A 26013-nucleotide genomic window follows, 5' to 3' on the forward strand; every position below is an offset into this window, starting at 1 on the left:
GATGCTCCTGCCTTTGGTAATGGATTGTGCAGTGACCTGATCGACACTGCTGCCCAGTATTGCCCACGGCACCGACAAGTTCATTCGATTGAGGCCGTCCCCGCCGCACCAACCCCTACCTGGCACGACGCGGACAGCAGGAGGCCGCATCCCGGGATCCGGCGGTGCTCGGGGGTGCCGGCGGGATGCGGCCGATACGATCGTCGCCCAGCGCGCGGAACGGATCGCGAGTAGTGCGCTACTCGTTCCGGAGCGCCTCCCGGTACTCGCCTCGATCGTGGGTCTCCCAATCGACACGCCGCGAATCCACGCAATCCGGAACGTCGCCCCCTTATCGGACGTACAGAGGGGTGAAAACGGGCGCTCGGGGCCCCTCGATCGCTGCTTCGACGGCCGCCTTGAGGGCCACGTAACCGATTGCCGCCCAACGGCTTCGAGTCCACCGAGGTACCACGATGCCGACCCCCGCACACCACGTCGGACTACCCCATCCGAGTACCTCCGAAAAACTTTCCGAAAGTGGCAGCCCTCATACACACACAATCGGGGATCGTCGCGTAGGATCGTTCAGGTCGGCCCCTCCCCCCGGGCCGACCCTACGCGGGCCTCGGCTAACTCCCCCCCTTCGCCGAGGCCCGCTCCTAATTCCCGGGCACTTTCAGCGAACGTCGCTGGGGATCAAGCCCGCCGCAGCACGTGCGAGCGCAGCCGATTGAAGCCACGCACTCGCACACTGCGTAGATGCCGCAGCGCGAATTCCCGCTCCCCGGCCAGCTGCGCGGCGGCGCCGTCGTCGATGAGTACCGTGCCGGGCCGGGCCACGCCGGTCAGCCGGGCCGCGGTGTTGACCACCGAGCCGTACAGATCCCCGAACCGTTGCAGCACTTCGCCGTAGGCCAGACCGACCCGCAGTTCCGGCGTGGTTCCGGCGGACATCGTCGCGTCCTGGACGGCCAGCGCGATGCGGGCCGCCACCACCGCCGACTCGGCGGCGAACATCACCTCGTCGCCCACGTTCTTGATGACCCAGCCGCCGTGCGCGGTGATCGCGTCGGTGGTGATCGTCTCGAACGATTCCAGCAGCCGGGTCAGCTCGTCCGGGTCGAGGTGCCTGGTCAGCCGGGTGTAACCGACCATGTCGGCGAAACCGACGGCCACCTCCCGCAGCGTGTCGCCGCCGCTGCCGTCGCCGTCGAGCGAGCGGGCGAGGGCGGCCGCCAGGTGCCGGCGCCACGCGTAGGCCTGCAATTCCTGCAGGCTCGACACGACCTCCTCGGTCGCCTCCTGCGCGACCGTGACCTCGTCCGCGGTGGGGTCAGCGGCGGTGATGGCCCGGATCCGGTCCACGATCTCCTCGGCCACCAGGTCAACCTGCCATTCGGCCAGCCGCGCCATCGCCTGCCCCAGGGTGCGCGCGGCCCCCGACTGCTGCCGCAGATCGGTCGAGGCCAGCGCCGCCAGGCCCTGAAAGTTGTTGACCGCCTGGACATCCGCGTCGGTGTACTCGATCGCGTCGTCGTCGGGATTGGCCGGGAAGCCGAGCGATATCCACAGCCTGCGGGTCAGTTCCGGCGGCACGCCCGACTGCCGCGAGACATCCTCGCGGGTATAGCGGCGCGGGCCGTCCAGCAGGTACGGCTCCACGACCGACTGCACCAGTTTCGACAACTCCGCGGAGGCCATGACTCGACCTTACGGTGCGGCCCGCTACGCGTTTGCCGGGTAGTGATTTCTCACATCAGACGCTCGCGAATGTTCCCGCGCTTCTCGGCCATGTCGCGTCCACGCCATCGGCGATGTACTTGGTACATGACGAACTCGAACAACACAGTCCTCGTTCTCGGCGGCACCGGCAAGACCGGCAGCCGGGTGGCCGCGCAACTGCGCGAGCGCTCGATTCCGGTACGGCTCGGATCCCGTTCCGCGCAACCGCCTTTCGACTGGAACGACCGCACCACCTGGTCCGCCGCGCTCGCCGGTGTGTCGGCCGTCTACATCGCCTACCAGCCGGATCTCGCCGCGCCCGGCGCCCCCGAGGCGATCAACGCGCTGACCGCCGCCGCCCGGGACAACGGCGTCCGGCGGCTGGTGCTGCTGTCCGGGCGCGGCGAGCCGGAGGCCGCGGAGTGCGAACAGATCGTGCGGGACTCCGGCCTGGAAACGACCGTCCTGCGGTGCAGTTGGTTCGCGCAGAACTTCAGCGAGGGCGGATTCGCCGATTTCGTCCAGTCGGGCGAGGTGGCGCTGCCCGCCGGTGACGTGCCCGAACCGTTCATCGACGCGGACGACATCGCGGCGGCCGCGGTCGCCGCGCTGACCGACGACCGGCACATCGGCGCCGTGTACGAACTCACCGGACCCCGGGCCCTCACCTTCGCCGAGGCGGTCGGCGAGATCGCCCGGGCGTCCGGTCGCGAGATCGCCTACATCCCCATCAGCCGCACGGATTTCGTTGCGGCACTGGCGACCTACGAGGTGCCCGCCGAGGAGATCAGCCTCCTCGACTACCTCTTCGGCACCGTGCTGGACGGCCGCAACTCGGCCACGACCGACGGCGTGGAACGCATCCTGGGCCGCAAACCCAAGGACTTCGCGGACTACGCCCGTGCGACCGCGGCCGCCGGGGCGTGGGCCGCCGAGGTGTACCCGGCATAGCGGGCGCACCGGAAGCCCTTGGCGCTCAGAGCATTCCGTGCGGATGTGGCAGCCGGTCGGGCACCGGCTGCACCACATCCCAGTGCTCGACGATCACTCCGTCGCGCAGCCGCAGCAGGTCGACCACCGCGTTGACGGCCTCGCCCACGGTGAGCCGGATGTGCACGGCGACCAGGTCGTCATCGGCGACGACGCGCATCACCTCCTGTCGCGCCGCGGCCAGCGCCCGCCCGGCCGGAGTGCCGAAGAAGTCTCGGAAGGCCTGTTTGCCGGTGCTCGCCGCCGGGTCGTGCGGCACCCGCGGATTGTGCGTGACGAAGTCCTCGTGCACCAGCGCGAATGCGCCGTCCAGGTCACCGGCGTCGAATCGGCGGTACAGCTCCAGCACGGTCCGGCGGTTGGCCTCGGCGCGGGACAGCTCGTTGTCGACGGTCATGGAAATCTGGTCCTCTCGGTCGGGTTCCAGTCATCGGACGGATCTCACGCGGTTCGCGTCACGCGCGTGACGCACGACCGGCCCACGACGTCGAAGAGGTATGAGCGTGGAGTTCGAACAGCACCGGCCGGAACTGTTCGCGGCGGCCTATCGCATGCTGGGCAGCCGCGCCGAGGCCGAGGACGTGGTGCAGGAGGCGTGGCTGCGCTGGCGCGGCGTCGACCACGACACCGTGACACAGCCGCGGGCCTACCTGTTCCGGCTGGTCTCCCGGTTGGCCATCGACCAGCTGCGGAAGGCGAAGGCGCGGCGGGAGACCTACATCGGTCCGTGGCTGCCCGAGCCGCTGCTCACCGGCCCCGACGCGGATGCCGAACGGGCCGAATCGGTATCGATGGCGCTGCTGGTCGTGCTGGAGGCACTGGATCCCGCCGAACGCGTCGTCTTCGTGCTGCACGAGGTGTTCGGTTTCGAGCACGCCGAGATCGCCGAGGTGCTCGGGCGCACCGAACGCGCCACCCGCCAACTCGGCTACCGGGCCCGCCGCCACGTCGACGCCCGGCGGCCGCGGCACCGGCCGAGCCCGCACGCGCACCGCGAACTGACCGAACGCTTCCTCGTCGCCGCGGCCGGCGGCGATCTCACCGCGCTCACCCGCCTGCTCGCACCCGACGTCGTCTTCTGCGCGGACGCCGACGGCCGGTCCGAGACGCCGCGCACGCCGCTGCACGGCCTGACCGCGGTCGCCGGTTACCTGTGCTCGGTCACCTGGGCCTGGCCCGACCCGCTCGACCGCCACCTCACCGAGGTCAACGGCGGTCCCGGCGCGGTGCTGCGGACCGGCGCCGAGCCGTATGCCGTGCTGTCCCTGGACATCGATGCGGACAACCGGATCCGGACGGTGCGGTTGGTGCTCAACCCCGACAAGCTGACCGCCGTCCGCTGACACCTGGCCGCATATCGGTACATTGTGTACCGTTTAATCATGACGACAACGGAATGGCCGACCGGTCTCGAGGTGGCCCAGGTGCGGGTGGCCCGGCCCACCGACCAGCTCGACCGGATCGAGGAGTTCTACACGAAGGTCATCGGGTTGCCGGTGCTCTACCGATTCGAGGGGCACGCCGGATACGACGGCGTGATGCTCGGACTGCCCGGCACGGCGTACCACCTGGAATTCACCACGCACATCGACGGCAGCCCGGGGCCGGCGCCGACCACGGACAATCTCCTCGTCCTCTACTTCCACGGCGACGCGAAGATGTACGAGGTGGTCGAGCGGCTCGCCGCGGCCGGGCACGAGCCGGTCGAGGCGGAGAACCCGTACTGGGCCGGAGTCGGCGCGCTGACCTTCGAGGATCCCGACGGCTGGCGGGTCGTCCTGGTGCCGCGGCCGGTCTTCTAGAGTTCGGCGCATGGTCCGGACCCGAAACACCCGCATCGACGACGCGATCCTCACCGCGACGGTCGAGCTGCTCGGTGCGGTCGGGTACCGGGAATTCACGATGGGCGCGGTGGCGACCCGGGCCGGGGTGCACCGTCCGGCGGTGTACCGGCGCTGGCCGTCGAAGCGTCACCTCGTGGTCGAGGCCGTGGCCCGGCAGCTCGGCGTCACGCCGACGCCCGACACCGGCGATCTCCGAAGCGATCTCGTCACGGGAATGTCGACGCTGGTCCGGGCGCTGGCCGGGACCGCCCTGGGCCGCGCGCTTCCGGCCCTCGTCGCCGATCTGGCATCCGACCCGGAGCTGGCCGCGGAGTTCCGCCGGCGGGTCTTCGATCCGCGCCGCGAAACCACCGCCGCCGCACTGCGTTCCGCGATCGCCCGGGGCGAGGTCGACCCGGACACGGATCTGGATTTCGTTCTCGACGCGCTGGCCGCTCCCCTGTACTACCGCGTCCTGTTCGGTCACCTGCCGCTCACCGAGCGCCTGGCCGAGCAGAGCGTCGACACGGTCCTCGCCGCCCTCGGCAGCGGGTGAGCGCCGAGGAGTCGGACACGCCCGCCGGTCGGCGCGCGCACCGGGGACCGAGCGGGCTCACAATGGAGCGATGAAACGCGACGTCTCCGCTCGTCTGGACGTCGAAGTGCATGCGCCCACCGCGGTGGAATTCCAGATCGCGGTCGCGCGGCAACCCGGTGTCGAACTGAGCGAGACGCTCGAATTCACGCTCGACGGCGAGCACATCGACGCCCGCGAGGTGCACGGTCCGCACGGCACCCGCATCCACGTATTCGATTCGCCCACAGGCACTTTGCGGGCGCGCTACCACGCGTCGGTATGGGGGTCCGCCCACCCCGAACCCGGGTCCGACTACGACCGCGCGGTATATCTGCGACCGAGCCGATTCGCCGAGTCCGACCGGCTGCTCGCCTACGCGGCCACCGAATTCGGTTACGGCGCAGGCGATCCGGATGTTCCCCGCCGGGTCGCCGAGTGGGTGGGCCGCCGCGTTCGCTACGTCGCGGGCAGCAGCAGTCCCAGCGACGGCGCGGTGCACACCCTGCTGTCCGGCCGGGGCGTCTGCCGCGATTACGCCCACCTGGTCGTCGCGCTACTGCGGGCGATCGGCGTGCCCGCCCGGGTCGCCTCGGTCTACGCGCCGGGCTGCGTCCCGATGGACTTCCATTGCGTCGCAGAGGCTTACGTGGACGGCGCCTGGTGGGCCCACGACCCGTCCTACCTCGCCCCGCGCGCCGGTCTGGTCCGCATCGCCACCGGCCGCGATGCCTCCGACGTCGCCTTCCTGGACAACCACGGCGGCGCGATCACGGTCACCGAACTGTCGGTGAACGCCGTCGTCGACGGCCCACTCCCCCTCGACGACCACGCCCGGCCGGTCGCGATCGCCTGACCGGCCGGGCGGCAGTGGAGCCTGAGCGCCCCGGACGACCTAGCGGGTCGTCACCTCGTGCCACGTATCCGAATCGTTGCGCTGGCGGAACTTGCTGACAGCGACGACAACCGCGATCACGACACCGAATGTGAGGAGAAGTTTCATGGCGCCCAGCCTACTGGAAGCCGTCGAATCGCCACCCTCGCGGAGTCAGCGATGCTGCGGCTCAACACATTCGGGCAACTCGGCGCCTCTGACCCACGCAACGTTCCCTTCGATTCCCCTCCATTCGTGCGCCTCCTTCGTAGCGGGGAGGCGTAATTCGTCATTCCCCTTCGATGGAGCACTCATGATCAGCACCGTCGCGCAGGTCTCGGACCGCGCGCGAGAATTACCCGACGCCTCAGCGCGCGGTCGTGTTTTGTTGACGGGTTACTTCGCCGGACTAGGCGTCGTGATGGCCGTCTGGGGTACGCGGATTCCGGCCGTCCAGGAATCCGCCGGACTGAATACCGCGGGACTTGCCGCGGTGCTGTTCGGCGTCGCGCACGGTGTGCTGGACGTGGGGTTGAACGCCGCGGCGGTGCGCTGCCAGGACGCCTACGGTCGCCCGATCATGTCGGGCCTACACCGGATCCCCCACCGATATAGAAACCCACCTCCACCTCGCCACCACCTAACGGAGGAGGATTCTCAATGAAGTTGTCAAGTGACTCGAAGTGGTGTGGGGACCGCTGATGTGGTCAGGCGGTGGCTGTCGCCGGTGCGGGGGCTTGGTAGAGGGTTCCGGTTCGCAGCATTGCCCACAGCACGTTGAGGCGTCGGCGGGCCAGTGCGAGCACGGCTTGGACGTGGCGTTTGCCTTCGGTCTTCTTCCGGTTGTAGTAGGCGCGCGAGGCTGGGTCGTGCCGGGTGGCGACCATGGCGGCCAGGAAGCATGCGCGCAGCAGGCGGCGGTCGTAGCGGCGGGGGCGTTTGAGGTTGCCGCTGACCTGCCCGGAATCGCGGGGCACTGGTGCCAGGCCGGCGACGCCGGCGAGCCGGTCGGCGCTGGCGAACACGGCCATGTCGCCGCCGGTGGCGGCGAGGAACTCCGCGCCGAGCAGGATCCCGAAGCCGGGCATGCTCAGGATGATCCGGGCGTGGCGGTGGCGGCGAAATCGCTGCTCGATCACGGTTTCGGTGTCACCGATCTCGTCATCGAGCCGCATCACCTCCTTCGCCAGCCGCGCCACCATGGCCGCGGCGACCTGCTGTCCGGGCACTCGCGTGTGCTGGGCATCGGCAGCGGCGACAGCGGTGGCCGCGACCGTGGCTGCGTTGCGGGCCTTGTGGTCTCGCAGCCACTGCGTCAGTGCGTCACGGCCGAGCCCACGCAGTCCGTCGGGGGTGTTGTAGCCGGTGAGCAGGATGAGCGCGGCGCGGGACTTGCTGTAGTCGAAAGCGCGTTCCAGCGCGGGGAAATACTCGCCCAGAGCAGCGCGCAGCCGGTTGATCGCCCGGGTTCGGTCGCACGACAGGTCGGTGCGGTGCGCGGTGAGGATGCGCAGCTCGACCGCGATCTCGTCACCGGCACGCAACGGTTGCAGGTCACGGCGCATGCGGGCTTGGTCGGCGATGATCGCGGCGTCCTTGGCGTCGGTCTTGCCGTTGCCCCGGTAGCTGCCGGCGGCGTGGTGCACGACCCGGCCGGGGATGTAGAGCAGCCGCTGGTCCCGAGTCAGCAGCAACGTGATCAACAGGGCCGCGCCGCCGTGGTTGAGGTCGATCGCCCACGTCGGGTCCGCGCCGTCGGCCAGTGTCGTGACCTGGTCGATCAACCCGGTCAGCTCGGTCTCGTCGTTGCCGACCCGCCGCGAGAACCGTCGTGTGCCGTCGGTGTCGATCACCACGCAGTGATGCGCCGTCTTTCCCGCGTCGATTCCCACCCACAGTTGTTGCGGCACAACCACCTCCATCAGGTTCGCACTGGTTGTTCGGATGGCCGACGACCACGCTGTCGTGTCCTTACACAGCGATCGGTTCGCGTTTCTCAATCAGCAGTCGGGTCGTCGTGGAGCGGCGGGCGGCCAATCCTCCTCGGCCATGAACCTCAGCAAAAACATGAAAGCCATACCCGCCACTCCCAGGTGATTCGACACCCACTGGATGCGGGCTCGGCCACCTACGAAGAAAGGTAAGGAAAACAAGACTCCGCAAGTCGATGACTTGCGGAGTCGAAAGGTGGAGCCAAGGGGAATCGAACCCCTAACCCCTGCCTTGCAAAGGCAGTGCTCTGCCAATTGAGCTATGGCCCCTGGGTTCTCGAATTCCACCCGACCGCGATGTCCGGGAAGTGGGTCTAGGAGGACTTGAACCTCCGACCTCTTCGTTATCAGCGAAGCGCTCTAACCGCCTGAGCTATAGACCCGTATCGGCTCTCGGACCGTGTCTCCGAACCGAGAGCAAAGACTACCCGAATCGGCCTGCAACAACCAAAACGGCTGGTAGGAGGGCTGGAGGCCGGGAACGGAAACGGCCGGCGCCCGAGTGGGCACCGGCCGTTCGCGGGACGGATCTAGTCCGGATCGGCGAGGGTGACCTGAACGCCGCCCACCAGGTCCGTGCACTGGTTGTAGATGAATACCCCGACCGTGGACAGGGCCGTCAGCAGCACCACGTTGATCAAGCCGATCACCGCGGCGTAGCCGAACACCGTGCCGGCGTCGATCAGAGCCGAGGACGACGAGCTGCCGTTCGACATGATGTCGGTGAAGCTGCTGTTCAGGCGGTCCCACACACCCATGCCGGACAGCACGATGTACAGGAAGCCGACCGCCAGCATCCACACGAAGAACATCGACACGCTGATCACCAACGAGATCTTCAGTGTCGACCACGGGTCGATGTGGCGGATCTGCACGGTCGCACGCAGTGGATCACCGCCCGCGGCCGCGGCCACCGCGGCGGGCACCGCGGGCGACACCGCGACGGGCTGCGGATGCGCGCCGACCGGTGCGGCCTGGTTCGGCGGTAGCGGATGCCGCAGCTCCGACAGGTCCGGCATGTCCTTGACCAGTTCCGGTCGGGAGATGCTGCGCGTCGGCCCGTCGATGCCGACCGACTTCACCATGGCGGCCTCCTTGCGGGCCGCCTTGGCCGCCAGGTCGGCCGTGGTGCGGGCGTTGGTGAGACCGCCGCCGAGCCCGACCGGGGCCGTCGGCGGCCGCCCCGCCACCGGAGGCTGACCCGGCCGGTGCAGATTCGACTGCGGTTCCCGCTGTGGCAGCTGCGACCAGCCATCCTCGAACCGCGAGGCATCACCGCCCTCGGCGGACGCCTGCGACTTACCCGCCTCGGCCTGCTGGTCGGACCGTTCGGGTGCGCCACCCGAACCGTTGTCTCCCGTCGACCCCGGCCGCGGAATCGGCCGCGGCGGAATCGGGGACGGCGCGATTCGCTCGGTCACACCGTTGGCGTGGTGCCGCTCGTCGTTCGGCTGATTCGGAGTGGTCAATTGGGATTCCTTAGATCCTTCGTGCCGCTGCCTGTAAAAACTAACTGCTAACCGAACCTACTGCTTGTCAAGACCGTCGGCCTCCTCTTCACTGGAAACCTGATCGGGCTCATCGGCGTTTCGGGCTATGGCAAGCAACGTATCGCCCTCGCCGAGGTTCATCAATCGCACGCCCTTGGTCTGTCGGCCGGCCCGCCGCACCTGGTTGGCCGCCGTCCGGATGACACCGCCGCCGGATGTGATGGCGTAGATCTCGTCATCGTCGTCGACAATGAGCGCGCCCACCAGGGTGCCACGTTTCGGGTCGTACTGGATGGTCAATACGCCTTTACCGCCGCGGCCCTGCGCCGTGTACTCCTCGATCGCCGTGCGCTTGGCATAGCCGCCCGACGTCGCCACCAGCAGATACGTGTCGTCGCGGACCACGTTCAGCGACAGCAGCCAGTCGTCGGTGTTGAAGCGCATGCCCTGCACGCCGGAGGTGGCGCGGCCCATCGGGCGCAGCACCTCGTCGTTGGCGGCGAAGCGGATCGACTGGCCGTGCGCCGACACCAGCAGCAGGTCGTCGTCGGCCGAACACAGTGCGGCGCCGACCAATTCGTCGCGGTCGCGCAGATTCACCGCGACGATGCCGCCGCTGCGGTTGGAGTCGAAATCGGTCAGCTTCGACTTCTTGACCAGGCCGTTCTTGGTCGCGAGCACCAGGTAGGGCGCGTCCTCGTAGGTCTTGATCTGGATGACCTGGGCGATCTTCTCCTCCGGCTGGAAGGCCAGCAGGTTGGCCACGTGCTGGCCGCGCGCGATGCGGCTGGCCTCGGGCAGCTCGTAGGCCTTGACCCGGTACACCCGGCCGAGGTTGGTGAAGAACAGCAGCCAGTCGTGGGTCGAGGTGACGAAGAAGTGCTTGACCAGGTCGTCCTGCTTGAGGCCGGCGCCCATCACGCCCTTGCCGCCGCGCTTCTGGCTGCGGTACAGGTCGGTCTTGGTGCGCTTGGCGTAGCCGGTCTCGGTGATGGTGACGACCACGTCCTCGCGGGCGATCAGGTCCTCGTCGTTGACATCGCCGTCGGCGGCGATGATCCGGGTGCGCCGGTCGTCACCGTGCTTGTCGACGATCTCCTTCAGCTCGTCGCGGACGATCGCGCGCTGCCGCTCGGGCTTCTCGAGAATGTCCTTGAGGTCGGCGATCTCGGCCTCGATCTTGGTCAGTTCGTCGACGATCTTCTGGCGTTCCAGGGCGGACAGCCGGCGCAACTGCATGTCCAGGATCGCGGTCGCCTGGATCTCGTCGATGTCGAGCAGCTGCATCAGGCCCGTGCGCGCGGTCTCGGTGTCGGCCGAGCGCCGGATCAGAGCGATCACCTCGTCCAACGCGTCGAGCGCCTTGACCAGACCGCGCAGGATGTGGGCGCGCTCCTCGGCCTTGCGCAGCCGGTAGCGGGTGCGCCGGATGATGACGTCCAGTTGATGGGCGACGTAGAACCGGATCATCTGATCCAGCCGCAGGGTGCGCGGCACACCGTCGACGATGGACAGCATGTTGGCGCCGAAGCTGGTCTGCAGCTGGGTGTGCTTGTACAGGTTGTTCAGCACGACCTTGGCGACCGCGTCGCGCTTGACCGTGACCACGATGCGCAGGCCCGCGCGGTCGGAGGACTCGTCGTGGACATCGGAGATGCCCGCGATCTTGCCGTCCTTCACCTGCTCCGCGATCGAGTTCACGAAGTTGTCGGTGTTGACCTGGTACGGCAACTCGGTGATGACGATGGTGGTGCGACCGCGGTTGTCCTCCTCGATCTCCACCACGCCGCGCATGCGGATCGAGCCGCGCCCGGTCTTGTAGGCGTCCTGGATGCCCTGGCCGCCGACGATCAGGCCGCTGGTCGGGAAGTCCGGGCCCTTGACGAACTCCATGCACGCCGCGAGCGTGGACTCCTCGTCGGCCTCGTGATTGTCCAGCGCCCAGTAGATCGCCTCGGCCACCTCGCGCAGGTTGTGCGGCGGGATGTTGGTGGCCATACCGACCGCGATGCCACCTGAACCATTGATCAACAGGTTGGGGACACGGCTGGGGAGAACCACCGGCTCCATCGAGCGGCCGTCGTAGTTCGGCGTGAAGTCGACGGTCTCCTCGTCGATCTCCCGCAGCATCTCCATGGCCAGCGGGGTGAGCCGGCACTCGGTGTAGCGCATGGCGGCCGGGCCGTCGTTGCCGCGCGAGCCGAAGTTGCCCTGGGGATCGATGAGCGGGTAGCGCATCGACCACGGCTGCGCCATGCGGACCAGGGTGTCGTAGATCGCCGAGTCGCCGTGCGGGTGGTAGTTACCCATGGTTTCGGCGACCGGGCGCGCCGACTTCACGTAACCGCGGTCGGGGCGGTAGCCGTTGTCGTGCATCGCGTACAGGATCCGGCGGTGCACCGGCTTGAGGCCGTCGCGCACCTCGGGCAGCGCGCGGCCCACGATCACGCTCATCGCGTAATCGATGTAGCTGTTCTGCATCTCCTGCTGGATGTCGACCGGTTCGATGCGGTCGCCGCCTTCGGGGGGCAGGGTGGTCTCGGTCATGGAATCGTCTCCGTTGGAAGTCTTTGCGGGCGCACGTCATTCGCCGTCCCGGCGGACCGGGACGGCGGCGGGGCCTACAGATCGAGGAAGCGGACGTCCTTGGCGTTACGGGTGATGAAACTGCGCCGGGCCTCGACGTCCTCACCCATCAGGATGCTGAACAGCTCGTCCGCGGCGGCCGCGTCGTCCAGCGTCACCAGGCGCAACAGCCGGGTGGCCGGATCCATCGTGGTCTCCCACAGCTCCTTCGGGTTCATCTCACCGAGACCCTTGTAGCGCTGCACGCCGTCGTCCTTGTTGATCTTCTTCCCGGCGGCCAGGCCCTGCTCCATCAACGCGTCACGTTCCCGGTCGGAGTACGCGAACTCGGGCTCGCTGCGCTGCCACTTCAGCTTGTACAGCGGCGGGCAGGACAGGTAGACGTGCCCTTGCTCGACCAGCGGGCGCATGAACCGGAACAGCAGCGTCAGCAGCAGCGTGGTGATGTGCTGGCCGTCCACGTCGGCGTCGGCCATCAGGATGACCTTGTGGTACCGCAGCTTCGAGAGGTCGAACTCGTCGTGGATACCGGTGCCGAAGGCCGTGATGATCGACTGGACCTCGTTGTTCTTGAGGACCTTGTCGATGCGCGACTTCTCGACGTTGATGATCTTGCCTCGGATCGGCAGGATCGCCTGGTACATCGAGTCGCGGCCGGACTTGGCCGAGCCGCCGGCGGAGTCACCCTCGACGATGTAGATCTCCGACAGGCGCGGATCCTTCGAGCGGCAGTCGGCCAGCTTGCCGGGCAGCCCGCCCAGATCGGTCGCGCTCTTGCGGCGCACCAGCTCCCGTGCCTTGCGCGCGGCCATCCGGGCCTGCGCCGAGGACACCGCCTTCTGCACGATCGTCTTCGCGTCGGCCGGGTTGGCCTCCAGCCAGTGCGCCAGGTGCTCGTTGCAGGCGCGCTGCACGAACGACTTGACCTCGGTGTTGCCGAGCTTGGTCTTGGTCTGGCCCTCGAACTGCGGGTCGGAGACCTTCACGCTCACGATGGCGGCCAGGCCCTCGCGGATGTCGTCACCCGTGAGGTTGCCGTCCTTGTCCTTGATGAGCTTCTTGTCCTTGGCGTACTTGTTCACCACCGAGGTGAGCGCCGCGCGGAAGCCCTCCTCGTGGGTGCCGCCCTCATGCGTGTTGATGGTGTTGGCGAAGGTGTGCACAGACTCGGAGTAGCCCGAGTTCCACTGCATGGCCACCTCGAGTTCGTGGCCGGTGCCCTTGCCGGTGAACGAGACGACCGTGTTGTGGATGGGCTGCTTGGTGCGGTTGATGTGCTTGACGAAGTCCTCGAGCCCGCCGGGGTAGTAGTACGTCCGGGTCTTCACCTTGTGGGTGGCCTGCTCGGCGGCCACCTCCGCGTTGAGCTTGGGAGCGTCGGCGGTATCGCTGACAATCTCCTCGGTGACCTCGGAGTCGCTGACCCGCTGGTCGGTCAGCGTGATGGTGAGGCCCTTGTTGAGGAAGGCCATCTCCTGGAGCCGTCGCGCCACCGTCTCGAAGTTGAAGGTCGTCGTCTCGAAGATGTCCGGGTCCGGCCAGAACCGCTGCGTGGTACCCGTCCGCTTGGTGGGCGGGCCCTGGATCAGCTTGCCGGGCTTGGCGTCCTTGTACTCCTGGCTCCACTGGTGGCCGTCGCGGTCGATCTCCATCTCGAACCGGGTGGACAGCGCGTTCACCACCGACAGACCCACGCCGTGCAGACCACCGGACACCGCGTAGGCGTCGGAGTCGAACTTGCCGCCGGCGTGCAGCTGGGTCATGACGACCTCGACGGTCGGGATGCCCTGCTCGTGCATCTCCACCGGAATACCGCGGCCGTCGTCGCGCACCTCGACGCCGCCATCGGCCAGCAGAGTGACGTCCACTCGCGTGGCGTAGCCGGCCATCGCCTCGTCGACCGAGTTGTCCACTACCTCCCAGGCGAGGTGGTGCAGACCGCGCTCACCCGTGGAGCCGATGTACATACCGGGACGCTTGCGAACCGCCTCGAGGCCCTCGAGGACCGTGATGTTGGAGGCACCGTAGTCCTGATTGCCCGCTTTCGCCCTGGTAGAGCCGCTTGCGTTGGAGTCGTTGGCAGCCACTGCTCGGTAGCTCTCCTTACTTGCTGATCCCTCGGCACAGCGTCGGACAGCACACGCGAGACCCGATAGACATCTACTCGAGACCACGAACTGCTCGAGAATTACGGATCTTCGCGCGGGCTTGCCCGGAACGCGCCGAAGGTATCGCCGCTAGTTACTCCACCATCCTACTGGTACACCCGGCCCAGGATGCACCTATGACACCCCTGAGAGCGTCGTGAGTGCGTGAAATCGATCGCCGCCGAGTCCGGTTATAGGTTTCACCGCTCCGGTGGGCCTCAGCGGCTCGACGAGTGGCGCGGTACGAAGTTTGCGGAAACGTGCTGGCGATCTTCCGGCGATCGCCGTGCCGGACGACGAAAACCGCGCTGGCCGAACTGGTTCCACGTGAAACCTCACCCGTAGGTATCGCGCGGGCCTCGACCCTTGATGTGCCGTTCACCCTTTCGCCAGCTCGGCGCCGCCGGTCCGCTGATCTTCAGCGACGTGACCGCACCCGGCCCGACAGCCGCGGAGATCTTCGCCAGGATCTGGGCCTGCAGCATGCGTAGCTGAGTCGCCCAGGCGGTGGATTCCGCCTGGATGCTCAAGACGCCGTCGGTGAGCGATACCGGGTTCGCGTGCGCGGCCACGTCCTCGCCGACCACGCTCGCCCAGCGCCCGAACACCATGCCCTCGGCGACCTTGGCGGACCAGCCGCGGCTCTTGGCCAGCGCGCCCGCCAGCGCGGACAGCGGCTGCGGATCGCGCTGATCGGGCCCGGCCCCCGACCATCCCGAGCGGCGGCGCAGCGCCCGGACACCGCCTTTGCGCGGCGACGCGCGCCCCTGACCGACCGCCTTGCCGCTCGCCCGCGCGGCGGCTCGCGCCTCCTCGAGCGCCCGGCGGGCCAGATCGACTCCGTGCAGCTCACCCTCCGGTTCACCGGCGGGCGCGGCGTCGCGGTCGGCACCATCCGCCATCGGGGGCTCCCTTCACTCGTCCTGTTCGGTACTTCCTTCGCGGGAAAGGCTATCCGTTCGGGACAGAGTGCCGGGCGCGTCCACGGCTGGTGTCACGTGACATCGTCGCGGCCGTCGACCCGGCCAGCGCACCGGCCCAGTAGGTCCGGTAGATCTGGCGTCGCCAGACATCCATCAGGTGTCCGAGCGCGGCTCGTTCGATCGCGGTGAGGTCAGGATGCCAGATATCGAAGAGTAGGACGGCCCGCGCGGAGTCACTGTTGTTCCAGACCTCGTGCTCGAATGAATCGTCGAACACGAATGCCGTGCGTTCTTCCCACTCCCGCACCTCCCGGCCGACGCGGATCGCACAGCCGGGCGGCACGACCAGGCTCAGATGACATCTGAGATGCGCGTTCGTATATCCGGTGTGCGCGGTGATGTGCGTCTGCGGACCAGCGATGGAGAAATAACACATGCCGCAGCCCAGTGCACCCGGGATCGGGCCGAGCGCCGCGACGGTCCGGGGGCACGAACGAAGGTGCCGGGCCTGGGGACGGCCGACGTTGTAGAGATATCTGGCCGACCAACTGCCCCGGTCGACCGAACCCGTCGAGGGTGATCGCACGGTACCGGCTCCCGCCACACCGCCCAGCGCCTCGAACTCCGCGGTAATCGCCGGCGCGGCGCTCTCCAGTCCGGACAGCCAGGGAAACGCCTCGCGTTCCCACCAGGGAACAGCCGACAGTCCCGGAACATAGACGGTCGGAAGTTGCCCGGCGGGCACGTGCCGCGGGATCTCACCGCAGGCTGTTATCTCGAGCCCCTGCCACAGCCGGGCGAGGTCGGCTCGATCCACGTCGTATCGGTCGGACCAGCTCTTCAACTGTTCCGGACCACTCAGAACCCACGGTTGCATCGCTACCTCACCTGGTCGCCGATCCTGCCAATACCTCGGTCACCATGCGCCGGCCACCGTGCCGGTTCGTCTCGCGCTCGCCGTGAGCGGAGACGAATCCGGTCAACGTGCAGCGCAGGTTGTCACCGGCGACCGGGTCGACCCGGGAGATCGTGTGAATCGTCCCCGTACGCACGAGCACCAGCCGATTCGGTTTCGGGACGATGGCGACGGGGTTCGAGGGGCATCGTTCGACCAACACCTCCATCCGCCGCAACAGGTTGTCGGGCGCGGCGTCGTCCGGCCGGACCAGGCTTTCGGCGTCCACGTCCAGCAACAACAACTCACCGCCCCAGGACGCCGGCCAGCGCTCGTGCAGGAACAGGACGAATTCCCCCCACCGCCCCTGGCCCGCATCGTTGTGCCAGCCGAGTCGGCTGCCCGCCGGATACTTCCAGAAGGCGAACGACACTCGGTCCCAATCCCGCTCGGCGCGGCCGTACAGGCCGGGCTCGGAATGCACCACCCCGCCCAGCTTTTCGTATACCGCGGGCCGGCCGCCACGTACGTCCGGGCGGCCCAGTTCCGGACCGAAATACGTTCCTCTCGAACGAAATGCCCGCCCATCGTCGGCCGGGGAGACCACGCTCTCGATCGACTCGAAGGATGCCCGGTGCAGCATCCGCCGGGCGGCCGTCAGCTCCGCCGGATCCAGAAAATCATCGATGACGACGAATCTGTCGCCACGCTGAGTCTCTCTCATGAATTCCCTCCCGTTCCGATTCGTTCGGCCGTCGCGAGCGCTGCGGCCCAACCGGCAATGCACCGTTGTTGCGGATCGACCAGCACCCGATCCGGAAGTTCTCGATCGGTCGCCTGCTCCAGCGCGGTCGCCAGTGCCATCCAGTCGAGCGATCCCAGCCCCAGTACGGCCAGGTCCCGGGTGCGCAGGTCCGCATCGGAAACCAATTCCTCGGCACTCGCCACCCGGGTGTCGTATTTCGACATCACTCGAAACACATGGGTAGCCACCAGCAATTCGTATGCCCCGGTCCGGGCGCTATCGGATGCCTTCTCCGTCATGCGCATCCCCCTCTCCGATCATTTCGATCATCGCCCTGCGATCCGGCTTGCCGATAACGGTCCGAGGAATGCGGTCGCATCGGACGACACGCGGAATCGGCTCGCCGGGTGCACGTTCGGTCAGGCTCTCCAGCACCTCGTCGGTGCTCGCAGCGCCGGCTACGAAGGCGTAGAAGTCCTGGATCTCCGGGTCGTCCGGACGTGCCAGCGCGAGCAGGTGCAGGTCGGCCACGCCGGGCACGCCGGTCACCGCCTCCCGGACCGCCCGGACGTCGACAAACCGGCCGTTCAACCGCAGACCGCCCGCCGCACGCTCCACGAATCGCACTGTGCCGTCCTCCTCGTGCCGGACCACATCCCCCGTGTTCCACACGCCCGCCGGTGCCTGCTCATCGAGATATCCCTCGACCGGGGCCGCGATTTCGAGCAGCAGTTCGCCTTCCGACCCGCGTGGCGGCGCCGCGATCCGCACCCCGGACAGCGGCGCTCCGATACCGGTCGTGCCGACGAACGTGCCGCCGGTTTCGGTGGACCCGTAGCCGCGCAACAACTCTCGCCCGAAGCGCATGCGGAAGGACCGGTCGAGCCCGTCGCTCACCGGACCCGCACCCACCAGCGCCGTTCTCGGCGTGGCCGTTCCGGTCCGGCGGGTGTCGACCAGGAGTCGGGCAATCGGCGGCGTCATCACGACCACCGACACCGAACCGGCGTCGATTGAGCCGGCCAGGCTACTCGGCCGGACGAACGGCCTGATCTCGACAGCGGATCCGCTCAGCAACGCACTCGTCAGTGTTCCCCATCCCAGGGAGTGCGCCGGCGGGATCGGCACGGCGACACGGTCTTCCGGCCCGAGGCCCAGACTTTCGCGATAACCCGCCGCCTCGAGCAGCACACTGGCTATCCCACGCCGAACGAATTTCGGCCGTCCGGTGCTACCCGAGGTGGTGTGTACCACGGCGGTCGAGCTCAGCCTCGGCGCGCGGTGGGACGCCCGCCCGCGGCGAATCGCCAGATCGCCGGTGACGAGCCACGCGCTGTGCGCTCCGGCCGTCGCGGCGTCGCGTGCGGCGTCGGGGACCGGTATCGCTTCGCAGGACCAGAGGGCAAGCACCGCGATCACGAACTCGCGGCCCTCGAGCCCGCCCAGTGCGACCAGGTCATCGGGACGCACACCGGCATCCCCGACGGTTCGCATCATGTCCCGCAGGTCGGTACTGCGCTCGTCCAGCGGCGCGCCGTTGACTAACGGCCGGTGTCCCAGAATTCGCATGGCCAGGTCACGGCGGCGTAGCGCGGTCATACGGGTGCCTTTCCCGGCTCGATCAAATGGACCGCGGGCACGGAGAGGAGTCGGTCGATGCCGACGATCGGCAAAACGGTCACGACCGCACCGACGACGCCGATCCACAGCGCCGGGACGATGCCCACCGCGGTGCCCAGCCAGCCCGCCGTCAGCGCCGCGAAGGGCATCGACGCGCGCACGACATAGCGCAGGGTGGCATTCATCCGGCCCTGCATCTCCCGCGGGCAGCGCTGCTGCCGTACCGACAGCTGCGGCACGCGGAACGACACCGCTCCCAATCCCGTCCCGAATTCGCCGACCAGCAGCAGGGTGACCGCCACGGCCGAACCGTGCGAACCGTTCAGCGCGGCGAGCGGGCCGAACGCGGAACAGCCCGCCGCGACCAGCAATCCGCCCGCCATCACCCGACCGTCGCGGAACCGGCGCTGTAGGGCGGGAACGAGCAGCGCGCCGAGGACACCGCCGGCCGCGCCCGCCATCATGATGACGCCCAGCATGAGGCCGTCGAAGCCGAGCACGCGCAGCACCAGCAGGGGTATCAGCGTCGTGACGATGGTCGCGAAGAAGTTGGAGACCCCGACCGACACCGCGAGGCGTCGCATCACAGGCTCTTTCAGGACGAATCGCAAACCCGACGCGATATCCGCTCCCAAGCGAGGTCTCGCCCGATCTCGCCGCGGCGCACGGACTTCCCGGTCCCCGATGGTCAACAGCGCGAACACGCTCACGAGGTACGAGGCGGCATCCACGAGCAGCACGGCGGGCGCGCTCAGCACCCGCATCAGCATCCCCGCGAGTCCGGGCCCACCGAGGATGGACACCTGTGCGGAGGCTTCCAGCCGGGAGTTGGCCGTCGCGATCCGGTCCGCCGGTACCAGGAGCGGAATGTAGGACAGATAAGCGATATCGAAGAACAGCGCCGCGATCCCGACGGTCACCGCTACGACGTACATGACCTCGATGGTCAGGTGCCCGGACCACCACAGCACCGGGATCACCAGCATCAGCACGGTCCGGACCGACGAACACAGCACCATGAGGCCGCGTTTGCGCATTCGGTCCACCCAGGCCCCGGCGGGGAGACCGAGGATCAGGGTGGCCGCGGTCGATGCCGCGGTCAGGATACCGACCTCGCCGCTGCTCGCGCCCAGAACGTCCACCGCCGTCACCGACAGCGCGAGGCCACCGATCCGCGCACCGAAAACCGACAGGGTCTGCCCGAGCCAGAACCTGCCGAAGTCCGTGGATACGCCCGGCATCGGGCTCATTGCCGGTTGCTTCCCGGACCGGGCACGGAATCGACCGGTTCGAGGAAGACCGATCCGCGAGTCTCGAGGCCACTGGACCGAACCAGGTCGCGCACGTGCTGCAGTTTGACGACGAACCTGTCCTGCCCGTAGATCAGGTAACGGTTGCGATTCGAGCTCGCCGGTGAAATTCACCGTCATGACGTTCGCACCGGCCATCAGGCCCTGAGCCTGGCCGCCCGAGCTGTTCTTCTCGAGTGCGCTGACCGAGGGGATCAGGATATCGGGGCAGCAGATCCGCAAGCAGGCCAATATATTCAAAGCCAGATCGACCGAGCCGCTCGGCGCCGATTCCAGAGGCGTGCGAGGCGCGGGCACGAACGGGCTCACGCTGCACATGTGCGCGCCCATCGCGTGCGCCAATTCGATGTCGTCGACAATACTTTCCAGCGTCTGCCCGGGTAGGTCCGAGATGATTCCGGTGCCGACCCGGTAGCCGAGATCGAGGAGATCGTCGAAGCAGCGCAACCGTTGCTGCAGGGAATCCTCGCGCATCAATTGATGGAGCGCCGGGTCACTCGTCTCATGCTTCAGGATGTAGCTGGTCGCACCGGCCCGCCTGAGTCGTTCGTACTGGTCACGGCGCATATTTCCGAGGTTGAGAAGCACCTCGACCCGGTTCGAGTACATATCTTGAATCGCCGGTATCGCCTTCTCCAGAATGGAGATGTTCTTCGTTGTCTCGCCACCCTGGAGGAGGACGATATCGATTCCTGCCGCGTGGATCGCACCGACTCGTTCGACGATCTCGTCGGAACTCATGAAGTAGCGGTCGTTGTCCAGAGTATTTTCCCGGCGCATGGGGCAATACCGGCAATTCACCCTGCATACATTGGTAATTTCGACAACCCCGCGCAGGATTACGGTGTCTCCGAAGTGCAGTGCGCGCAGCCGGCGAGCCTCGGCGAACAACTCCCGCTGTGCGGTGCCCGTGGCCCGCAATGCGGCACGAATCTCGGATCGAGTCAGCATCGGTGGCTCCCCATTTCGCTCGCGATGTATGCGCCGTCGGATCTGCGGACCGGGAGGGAGATCGACTGCTCGGCGAAGATCCCCGAATCGGCCGATTCGCGGTAGGTGCCGATCACCGTTTCCAGGTCGGGTTCGAAGCGGACCACCGTATCGGTGCCGTTCACCGAGACGGTCACCTCCGCACCGGGCTCGAACCACCGACCGGTGAGGTCGACCGTCACGTAATCCGCGCCGCGGACCTCGACGTCGAGCCGGTGGTGTGCCGTCCGGCGCGCACGCACCTCGGCCTGCGCTCGGCCCGAGATGCCATGCAGCCGAACCCAATGCGCACGGCCGTGATGGTCGGCGTCGGCGCGATGCCGCAGCTCCGAGGGTTGACTGCGCCGCCGCCGCATCCGCAACCAGGCCGCCAGTCGCTCGTGCAGCGTTTCGGACGCCGCCAGGCCCAGTGTGGAGAGCTGATGCTCGCCGTCGGGCACCTCGGCGTACTCCACGCACGAGTGGCCGAGGCGCCGCAACTCCGCGACGGATTCGCGGTCGGATCGGGGTGGGATCTGCTCGTCTCGGCCGCCGTGCACGACGAACAGCGGGAGCGCCAGCGCGTTCTCGAGCAAGGCCCTGGTCCGGCGGTCGGTGCCGAATGATTCCCACACCGAGAGAGCGCCGTTGAGCGGCACGGCCGCCGCGAACTGGTCCCAGTAGCGCAGGCCGAGATTCCATGCTGCCAAGCCGCCCATGGATACGCCGGCCAGCACGCATCGGTCGGGGTCGACGTCGAGTTCGGCGCGCGCCCACCGCAATGCCGCCATCGGCAACCCCGGCGCGGCGAGGTCCCATCGGGGCAGGGTGAAGCGTTTGCCGAACAGCCCGGCCAGATCGAGATTCGCCGCGCCGGGCGGAAGCGAAGTCGCCGTCGGGCACAGAACGGCCATCGACAGGCGTTCGCCGAGCGCCGCGAACGCGGGAAGGATCCGGTCGCCGCTGCCGCCCGCGCCGTGCAGGACGATCAGGGCGCCGAGATCGCGGCGCGATGTAGTCCGCGACGGCACATGAACCGCGACCGTTCCCGTGCCGCCGGCGCCGTCCTCCACCTCGATCTCGGTGGGGACGAGCCGTGGCGGCAGCGGCTCGCGGCGGCGCAACAGGCGGGCGAGGTCGTGCGCGTCGATTCCGCGGTGGCGGAAATGGCGTACCGCCGCGTCCTTTTCGGCCGACAGGCACAGCGACCGTGCTTCATGCGGCATCATCGCCGGCTCACCCGTCCGCTGAGATCGTCGGACGGCTGCTCGGGTACGCGTGAGACATCGAAGTCGAGGCGGGCGACCCGGACCGGGGTACGACTCAGCCGGCGCGCCCCGGTGCGGGTGAGTGCCAGCGCTGTCGCCAAATCCGCGGCGGGCAGCGGTATTTCGATACTTCGCAGACTTCGTGCTCGCGTCACCGTCTCCACGGCACGGACGAACTCCGGGAGATCCGCGACGGAGGCGTACGGATAGCCGCTGACAACGAGCCTGTGCCGGTCGGCGACCCAGTGCAGGATGCTCTGGTCCCGCTGTCGGAGCGGCTGCACGTCGGTGTCGAGCACACAGGGCAGCAACGGATGTGCCGTGCTGGGTGAGTCGCTCTCGAATCCGATCGAGCCACTGTCCGGGGGCGGCGGCGCGTCGTCCGGCTCGGGTTCCGTCGCCGCCGCGGCCGGGACCTCGAACCTGTGCAGGAGCGGTCCGGCGATCCGCAATCGCAATCGCCGCGCCAGGACCGACTCGGGCTGATGCGGCTCGGCCCAGGCGACCAGGCCGGCGAAGCCCGCGACGCGGGCCTCCTCGCGCAGGCCGAAGACCAGTTCCAGGGCCGTCCCGCCGCCACGCCGGTCTTCGCGCACGACGATGCCCTTGAGCAGCAGGTGGTTTCCCCACCGCATGGCTCGGTGCACCGCGCACAACGTGCCGTCCTGATCGACGGTGCCCATCCACAGGTAGTCGGTGCCGGACGCGAGCTCGCGGGCCAATGTCCGCGGGCTGTAGGCAGCCGCCCCGATGAGGCGAGTGATCGCCGGGGCGTCGGACGGCCGCAACCGGCGCACGAGGACGGTACTCAAGCCGTTTCACCGCCCACCTGCGAGGCCGCGCGCGGGCTGTTGCGAAGCGCCAGGAAGGGCAGATCGACCACGTTGCTGTTGGTCGGCCCGGCCGGGACGGGAACCTTCGTCATCCGCCGGCTCGCGGTCTTGCCCGCCATGAGATTCAACAGGACGCCGGTCGGGATGAAACGCTTGTCGAGAAATTCGACGACCCACGAGAACAGGTTTTCGTCGAAGGGATAGAAGGTGGGATCCAGCAGGTCGTCCTCGGTCATCGCGAGCTGTCTGGCGAGGGCGGTCTCGGGCAGCACCCGGTATCCGACGTGCATGATCAATTCGCCGGTGCGCAGCTTTCGATTCGCGTACTCCGCGGAGGCGCGAACACTGTCCACATTCTCTCCGGGGCCCCCGAACACGATATTGACACGCAGATCCAGACCGTGCCGCCGACACCGATCGATACACCGGTCCACGTGCCGGATATCGAAACTCTTCCCCAATGTCTTCATCATCCGGTCGTCGAGACTGTCGGGAGATATGACGATATAGTCGACCCCACTCGAAGCGAGGATCTGTGCGAATTCATCGTCGAACGGCTTCGGGGTGAAATATGCCGACCATCGGAGGCCCGGAAGGCGCAGGTCGGCGATCGTGCGCGCGACTTCCTTCGCATACCGGATCTCGGCATTGAAGATGCCGTCCGTGAAGAATACCCGCCTGATTCCGGAGTCGTAAATTTCCTGTAGCTCGGCAGCGATCAGGTCCACCGGCTTGAGATCGCCCGCATTATCGCCGCTGATGTAGGCGTACGGGCAGTACACACAACCTTGATAACAGGTCTTCCGGCGGGTTTCGACGCCGATCATCGGATCGTCGGTCGCGGCATAGGCGGCCATCAATGCGGCCGGATGTCGGAGCAGTTCTGTGGTGAAACCGTCGTAGCGACGCCCCGGAATATTCTTGCGCTTTCCCCGGTATCGCTCGGGGTCGGCAACGATGTCGAGCATAACCTGTTCGCCGGGGCCGACCACTCCGGCATCGAACCCCAGCCGCCGGAGCAGCTCGTCCGCGAACAGGCTATACCCTGGGCCTCCGCCTACCAGTAGTGGAGTTCGGTCCCCGGTCGCATCGCATACCCGATGAACGAACCGAGCGTAGTGCTCGACGTGCCCGCCACACGCGAGGTCGATCGGATCGATGTTGCGAATCGTGAATCCGACGACATCCCAGGGCTCGCTCGCCCAGGAAAGGTCCGCGGAGGCGTCCGGATCCTCGACGAAGTCGATCAGACGCGTCGTATGCCCGGCCCGGTCCAATGCATTCTGGATACATCGCAAGCCGATCGGAAATATCGGTTCGTTCCCGGGCATCGGCAGACTTGCAAGATTGACAAGCGCAACACGAGCCATTCCAACCCCCGTTGTGAGTGGCGGATCAGTAAATATCTACCGGCTACGCCTGGACGGCGACGCCGCGGTGCTCCATGAACGCCGGCTCGAGTCCGGGTTGGTCACACGAAGGCGACACGATCTTGTGCAGGAAGTCCGAATCGACGAGATCGAACAGGGTCTCGCAGATCTTGTCGAACCGCTCGGGCTCGGCGGTCATCAGAATCTCCACTCCCTCCTTGTCCATCACCAATCCGGCCTTCTCGATGGTCCGGAACGGGTTGTTGGCGAGATCCGCGGCGAATGCGCTGTCATACGTGAGACGACCGATCATCGCCTCCATAGTTTTCGCCGCATTCGCGGCCTCGGCCAGTTGTTCCGATGAGTGCAGGTTTTCGGTCATGACGACTCTCCTGGATGTTGAGGGATTTTTACTCGGCGCCCGCAAAAAGGCAGACATCATTACGGATCGTAAATGCCAGGCGATTATCACCCCCAGGAAACAGAACTCCTGCTACGCAGATTAATCGACTTGGAACTACGCCACGCCGACCGTGACCGATCCACCGACGTGCACCGCAGGCCACAAAGGAGAACCGCCTGTCCGGACCGGATACTCGCGTGGCGACCTCCTCAGCCGGTCCGCCATGGCTACCGGCCGCGGAGGATATCCACGGATCTCGTCGTTACGGACGGCCGAGTTGGGAGGTGCGCTGGTCGGCCTCGCCCGTGGTTTCGATACGCACGGGGGTGGCCTCGAGTTCGGGCGGGACGTCCTCGGGGACGGCCGCGGTGATGAGTACCTGTTCGGCCGTGGTGGCGACGGCGGCGAGGGCGGCGCGGCGGCGGCGATCCAGTTCGGCGAAGACGTCGTCGAGGAGCAGGACCGGGTCGGTGCCGACGCTGCGCAGCAGCTCGAAGGCGGCTAATCGCAGCGCCAGGGCGAAGGACCATGATTCCCCATGGCTGGCAAAGCCTTTGGCCGGCGCCGAGCCGAGCATCAGTTCCAGGTCGTCGCGGTGCGGGCCGACGAGACAGACGCCGCGCTCCAGTTCCTTGGCCCGCGCGGCCGCCAGCTCGCGCAGCAGGACCGACTCCAGCACCGCGGCGTCGTCGGATTGCGGAATCCGCTCGGGCGCCAGTAATTCCGGCGGCAGGTGCGAACTCCGGTAGCGGATGGCGGCCGGACGCGATTCCGGGGCGATCGAGCCGTACGCCCGCGCCAGGTAGGGGTGGAGTTCGTGCACCAATCGCAGGCGCTGCGCCAGCAGTTCGGCGCCGTGCGCGGCGAGATGGCCGTCCCAGACGTCCAGCGTGCTCAGCTCGGCGGGCGTGCCCGACCGCGAGCGGGCTTGGCGGCCCGCGGTTTTCAACAGTGCCGAACGTTGCCGGAGCACCCGGTCGTAGTCCGAGCGCACACCCGCGAGACGCGGCAGCTGTGCGGTGCACAGCTCGTCGAGGAAGCGCCGCCGCTCGGACGGGTCGCCGCGCACCAGCGCCAGATCCTCCGGGGCGAACAACACCGTCTGGAGGATTCCCAGGATCTCCCGGGTGCGCCGCACCGGCGAGCGATTGATCTGCGCGCGATTGGCCGAGCCCTGATTGAGTTCGATATCGATACGGAGCTCGCGCCCGGAGTTCACCACGGTCGCGCCGATCCGAGAGCGCTGCGCCCCCAGGCGGATCAGGGGCGCGTCTGTGGATACCCGGTGCGAACCCAGGGTCGCGAGGTAGCCGAGCGCTTCGACCAGGTTCGTCTTGCCGTTGCCGTTGGAGCCCAGGAAAACCGTTCGGCCGACGGGCAGTTCGAGTTCGGCCTGCTCCCAGGAGCGAAAGTCCCGCAGGCTCAAGGCCCGGACGTGCATCGCTCAGTTCACCGTCCCCGCGGGTCGTCCCTGTGGAGAACCCGGCGCGGGGCCCGA

Annotated in this window: 24 protein-coding genes and 2 tRNA genes; 6 read left to right on the top strand and 20 right to left on the bottom strand. The window is 67.6% G+C overall.

Annotation, left to right across the window (positions count from 1 at the left end):
* Nucleotides 1-678: 678 nt before the first annotated feature.
* A complete protein-coding gene (locus ACFMRZ_RS22350) occupies nt 679-1683 on the bottom strand; it encodes an adenylate/guanylate cyclase domain-containing protein (RefSeq protein ID WP_400180613.1) in 1005 nt (334 codons plus the stop codon).
* Between the two features lie 126 nt (nt 1684-1809).
* On the opposite strand from ACFMRZ_RS22350, the gene ACFMRZ_RS22355 reads away from it, so the two are divergent.
* Nucleotides 1810-2655, top strand: a complete 846-nt coding sequence (locus ACFMRZ_RS22355; protein WP_400180614.1) for an NAD(P)H-binding protein — start codon at nt 1810-1812, stop codon at nt 2653-2655.
* A 25-nt stretch (nt 2656-2680) separates the two neighbouring features.
* On the opposite strand, the gene ACFMRZ_RS22360 is transcribed toward ACFMRZ_RS22355, so the two are convergent.
* Entirely contained in the window at nt 2681-3091 is a 411-nt protein-coding gene (locus tag ACFMRZ_RS22360) for a nuclear transport factor 2 family protein (RefSeq protein WP_400180615.1), read from the bottom strand.
* A gap of 106 nt (nt 3092-3197) precedes the next feature.
* On the opposite strand from ACFMRZ_RS22360, the gene sigJ reads away from it, so the two are divergent.
* From sigJ to ACFMRZ_RS22380, 4 genes are all read left to right on the top strand, one after another.
* Complete coding sequence (sigJ, locus tag ACFMRZ_RS22365; protein ID WP_400180616.1) at nt 3198-4037, top strand: RNA polymerase sigma factor SigJ; 840 nt, start codon at nt 3198-3200, stop codon at nt 4035-4037.
* Between the two features lie 39 nt (nt 4038-4076).
* The gene (locus ACFMRZ_RS22370; RefSeq protein ID WP_280271695.1) at nt 4077-4496 is read left to right on the top strand and encodes a VOC family protein; all 420 of its coding nucleotides are present in this window, start codon (nt 4077-4079) and stop codon (nt 4494-4496) included.
* A gap of 10 nt (nt 4497-4506) precedes the next feature.
* Nucleotides 4507-5073 (top strand): TetR/AcrR family transcriptional regulator, encoded by a 567-nt coding sequence (locus ACFMRZ_RS22375; protein WP_400180617.1) that lies wholly within the window; start codon nt 4507-4509, stop codon nt 5071-5073.
* Nucleotides 5074-5143: 70 nt separating this feature from the next.
* The gene (locus ACFMRZ_RS22380) at nt 5144-5947 is read left to right on the top strand and encodes a transglutaminase family protein (RefSeq protein ID WP_400180618.1); all 804 of its coding nucleotides are present in this window, start codon (nt 5144-5146) and stop codon (nt 5945-5947) included.
* Nucleotides 5948-5986: 39 nt separating this feature from the next.
* Here the strand turns inward: ACFMRZ_RS22380 and ACFMRZ_RS22385 are convergent, their stop codons facing one another.
* Complete coding sequence (locus ACFMRZ_RS22385) at nt 5987-6094, bottom strand: DLW-39 family protein (protein WP_280271692.1); 108 nt, start codon at nt 6092-6094, stop codon at nt 5987-5989.
* Between the two features lie 184 nt (nt 6095-6278).
* Here ACFMRZ_RS22385 and ACFMRZ_RS22390 point away from each other — a divergent pair, with 184 nt between their 5' ends.
* Nucleotides 6279-6629 carry a hypothetical protein gene (locus ACFMRZ_RS22390; RefSeq protein WP_400180619.1) on the top strand — a complete coding sequence of 117 codons (351 nt, stop codon included), beginning with the start codon at nt 6279-6281 and terminating at the stop codon, nt 6627-6629.
* Nucleotides 6630-6672: 43 nt separating this feature from the next.
* Here ACFMRZ_RS22390 and ACFMRZ_RS22395 read toward each other — a convergent pair whose 3' ends face one another.
* The 17 genes from ACFMRZ_RS22395 to recF form a co-directional block, all read right to left on the bottom strand.
* The gene (locus ACFMRZ_RS22395) at nt 6673-7875 is read right to left on the bottom strand and encodes an IS110 family transposase (protein ID WP_400177378.1); all 1203 of its coding nucleotides are present in this window, start codon (nt 7873-7875) and stop codon (nt 6673-6675) included.
* A 278-nt stretch (nt 7876-8153) separates the two neighbouring features.
* Nucleotides 8154-8226, bottom strand: a tRNA-Ala gene (locus tag ACFMRZ_RS22400).
* Nucleotides 8227-8265: 39 nt separating this feature from the next.
* Nucleotides 8266-8339, bottom strand: a tRNA-Ile gene (locus ACFMRZ_RS22405).
* A gap of 147 nt (nt 8340-8486) precedes the next feature.
* Nucleotides 8487-9425: a DUF3566 domain-containing protein gene (locus ACFMRZ_RS22410; protein ID WP_280271691.1), complete on the bottom strand. Its 939-nt coding sequence runs from the start codon at nt 9423-9425 to the stop codon at nt 8487-8489.
* 57 nt (nt 9426-9482) lie between these two features.
* Nucleotides 9483-11993 (bottom strand): DNA gyrase subunit A, encoded by a 2511-nt coding sequence (gyrA, locus tag ACFMRZ_RS22415; RefSeq protein WP_400180620.1) that lies wholly within the window; start codon nt 11991-11993, stop codon nt 9483-9485.
* Nucleotides 11994-12067: 74 nt separating this feature from the next.
* Complete coding sequence (gene gyrB / locus ACFMRZ_RS22420; protein ID WP_400180621.1) at nt 12068-14119, bottom strand: DNA topoisomerase (ATP-hydrolyzing) subunit B; 2052 nt, start codon at nt 14117-14119, stop codon at nt 12068-12070.
* 395 nt (nt 14120-14514) lie between these two features.
* Nucleotides 14515-15081 carry a DUF721 family protein gene (locus tag ACFMRZ_RS22425; RefSeq protein ID WP_400180622.1) on the bottom strand — a complete coding sequence of 189 codons (567 nt, stop codon included), beginning with the start codon at nt 15079-15081 and terminating at the stop codon, nt 14515-14517.
* A gap of 49 nt (nt 15082-15130) precedes the next feature.
* Complete coding sequence (locus ACFMRZ_RS22430) at nt 15131-15979, bottom strand: aspartyl/asparaginyl beta-hydroxylase domain-containing protein (RefSeq protein WP_400180623.1); 849 nt, start codon at nt 15977-15979, stop codon at nt 15131-15133.
* Nucleotides 15980-15986: 7 nt separating this feature from the next.
* The gene (locus ACFMRZ_RS22435; RefSeq protein WP_400180624.1) at nt 15987-16721 is read right to left on the bottom strand and encodes a 2OG-Fe(II) oxygenase family protein; all 735 of its coding nucleotides are present in this window, start codon (nt 16719-16721) and stop codon (nt 15987-15989) included.
* Nucleotides 16718-17041, bottom strand: a complete 324-nt coding sequence (locus ACFMRZ_RS22440) for a phosphopantetheine-binding protein (RefSeq protein WP_400180625.1) — start codon at nt 17039-17041, stop codon at nt 16718-16720. The genes ACFMRZ_RS22435 and ACFMRZ_RS22440 overlap by 4 nt, the downstream gene beginning before the upstream one ends.
* The gene (locus ACFMRZ_RS22445) at nt 17019-18341 is read right to left on the bottom strand and encodes an AMP-binding protein (RefSeq protein ID WP_400180626.1); all 1323 of its coding nucleotides are present in this window, start codon (nt 18339-18341) and stop codon (nt 17019-17021) included. The genes ACFMRZ_RS22440 and ACFMRZ_RS22445 overlap by 23 nt, the downstream gene beginning before the upstream one ends.
* Nucleotides 18338-20623 (bottom strand): MFS transporter, encoded by a 2286-nt coding sequence (locus tag ACFMRZ_RS22450; RefSeq protein WP_400180627.1) that lies wholly within the window; start codon nt 20621-20623, stop codon nt 18338-18340. The genes ACFMRZ_RS22445 and ACFMRZ_RS22450 overlap by 4 nt, the downstream gene beginning before the upstream one ends.
* Nucleotides 20617-21870, bottom strand: a complete 1254-nt coding sequence (locus ACFMRZ_RS22455; RefSeq protein ID WP_400180628.1) for an alpha/beta hydrolase-fold protein — start codon at nt 21868-21870, stop codon at nt 20617-20619. Before ACFMRZ_RS22455 ends, ACFMRZ_RS22450 begins: the two co-directional genes overlap by 7 nt.
* Nucleotides 21867-22721, bottom strand: coding sequence for a hypothetical protein (locus tag ACFMRZ_RS22460; RefSeq protein ID WP_400180629.1), 855 nt, complete (start codon nt 22719-22721; stop codon nt 21867-21869). Before ACFMRZ_RS22460 ends, ACFMRZ_RS22455 begins: the two co-directional genes overlap by 4 nt.
* Nucleotides 22718-24112, bottom strand: a complete 1395-nt coding sequence (locus tag ACFMRZ_RS22465; RefSeq protein WP_400180630.1) for a B12-binding domain-containing radical SAM protein — start codon at nt 24110-24112, stop codon at nt 22718-22720. The genes ACFMRZ_RS22460 and ACFMRZ_RS22465 overlap by 4 nt, the downstream gene beginning before the upstream one ends.
* Before the next feature lie 43 nt (nt 24113-24155).
* Nucleotides 24156-24494 (bottom strand): hypothetical protein, encoded by a 339-nt coding sequence (locus tag ACFMRZ_RS22470; RefSeq protein WP_400180631.1) that lies wholly within the window; start codon nt 24492-24494, stop codon nt 24156-24158.
* Between the two features lie 283 nt (nt 24495-24777).
* Nucleotides 24778-25956: a DNA replication/repair protein RecF gene (gene recF, locus ACFMRZ_RS22475; protein ID WP_400180632.1), complete on the bottom strand. Its 1179-nt coding sequence runs from the start codon at nt 25954-25956 to the stop codon at nt 24778-24780.
* Nucleotides 25957-26013 lie beyond the last annotated feature (57 nt).

This window comes from Nocardia sp. N2S4-5, from assembly GCF_044628355.1.
GTDB classification, from domain to species: domain Bacteria; phylum Actinomycetota; class Actinomycetes; order Mycobacteriales; family Mycobacteriaceae; genus Nocardia; species Nocardia wallacei_B.

What these genes read in the sequence shown, in the direction of transcription:
- ACFMRZ_RS22350 (WP_400180613.1), bottom strand. Translation starts at nt 1,683, where the DNA reads ATGGCCTCCGCGGAGTTGTCGAAACTGGTGCAGTCGGTCGTGGAGCCG.
- ACFMRZ_RS22355 (WP_400180614.1), top strand. Translation starts at nt 1,810, where the DNA reads ATGACGAACTCGAACAACACAGTCCTCGTTCTCGGCGGCACCGGCAAG.
- ACFMRZ_RS22360 (WP_400180615.1), bottom strand. Translation starts at nt 3,091, where the DNA reads ATGACCGTCGACAACGAGCTGTCCCGCGCCGAGGCCAACCGCCGGACC.
- ACFMRZ_RS22370 (WP_280271695.1), top strand. Translation starts at nt 4,077, where the DNA reads ATGACGACAACGGAATGGCCGACCGGTCTCGAGGTGGCCCAGGTGCGG.
- ACFMRZ_RS22375 (WP_400180617.1), top strand. Translation starts at nt 4,507, where the DNA reads ATGGTCCGGACCCGAAACACCCGCATCGACGACGCGATCCTCACCGCG.
- ACFMRZ_RS22380 (WP_400180618.1), top strand. Translation starts at nt 5,144, where the DNA reads ATGAAACGCGACGTCTCCGCTCGTCTGGACGTCGAAGTGCATGCGCCC.
- ACFMRZ_RS22385 (WP_280271692.1), bottom strand. Translation starts at nt 6,094, where the DNA reads ATGAAACTTCTCCTCACATTCGGTGTCGTGATCGCGGTTGTCGTCGCT.
- ACFMRZ_RS22390 (WP_400180619.1), top strand. Translation starts at nt 6,279, where the DNA reads ATGATCAGCACCGTCGCGCAGGTCTCGGACCGCGCGCGAGAATTACCC.
- gyrA (WP_400180620.1), bottom strand. Translation starts at nt 11,993, where the DNA reads ATGACCGAGACCACCCTGCCCCCCGAAGGCGGCGACCGCATCGAACCG.
- ACFMRZ_RS22425 (WP_400180622.1), bottom strand. Translation starts at nt 15,081, where the DNA reads ATGGCGGATGGTGCCGACCGCGACGCCGCGCCCGCCGGTGAACCGGAG.
- ACFMRZ_RS22430 (WP_400180623.1), bottom strand. Translation starts at nt 15,979, where the DNA reads ATGCAACCGTGGGTTCTGAGTGGTCCGGAACAGTTGAAGAGCTGGTCC.
- ACFMRZ_RS22435 (WP_400180624.1), bottom strand. Translation starts at nt 16,721, where the DNA reads ATGAGAGAGACTCAGCGTGGCGACAGATTCGTCGTCATCGATGATTTT.
- ACFMRZ_RS22440 (WP_400180625.1), bottom strand. Translation starts at nt 17,041, where the DNA reads ATGACGGAGAAGGCATCCGATAGCGCCCGGACCGGGGCATACGAATTG.
- ACFMRZ_RS22445 (WP_400180626.1), bottom strand. Translation starts at nt 18,341, where the DNA reads ATGACCGCGCTACGCCGCCGTGACCTGGCCATGCGAATTCTGGGACAC.
- ACFMRZ_RS22450 (WP_400180627.1), bottom strand. Translation starts at nt 20,623, where the DNA reads ATGCTGACTCGATCCGAGATTCGTGCCGCATTGCGGGCCACGGGCACC.
- ACFMRZ_RS22455 (WP_400180628.1), bottom strand. Translation starts at nt 21,870, where the DNA reads ATGATGCCGCATGAAGCACGGTCGCTGTGCCTGTCGGCCGAAAAGGAC.
- ACFMRZ_RS22465 (WP_400180630.1), bottom strand. Translation starts at nt 24,112, where the DNA reads ATGGCTCGTGTTGCGCTTGTCAATCTTGCAAGTCTGCCGATGCCCGGG.
- ACFMRZ_RS22470 (WP_400180631.1), bottom strand. Translation starts at nt 24,494, where the DNA reads ATGACCGAAAACCTGCACTCATCGGAACAACTGGCCGAGGCCGCGAAT.
- recF (WP_400180632.1), bottom strand. Translation starts at nt 25,956, where the DNA reads ATGCACGTCCGGGCCTTGAGCCTGCGGGACTTTCGCTCCTGGGAGCAG.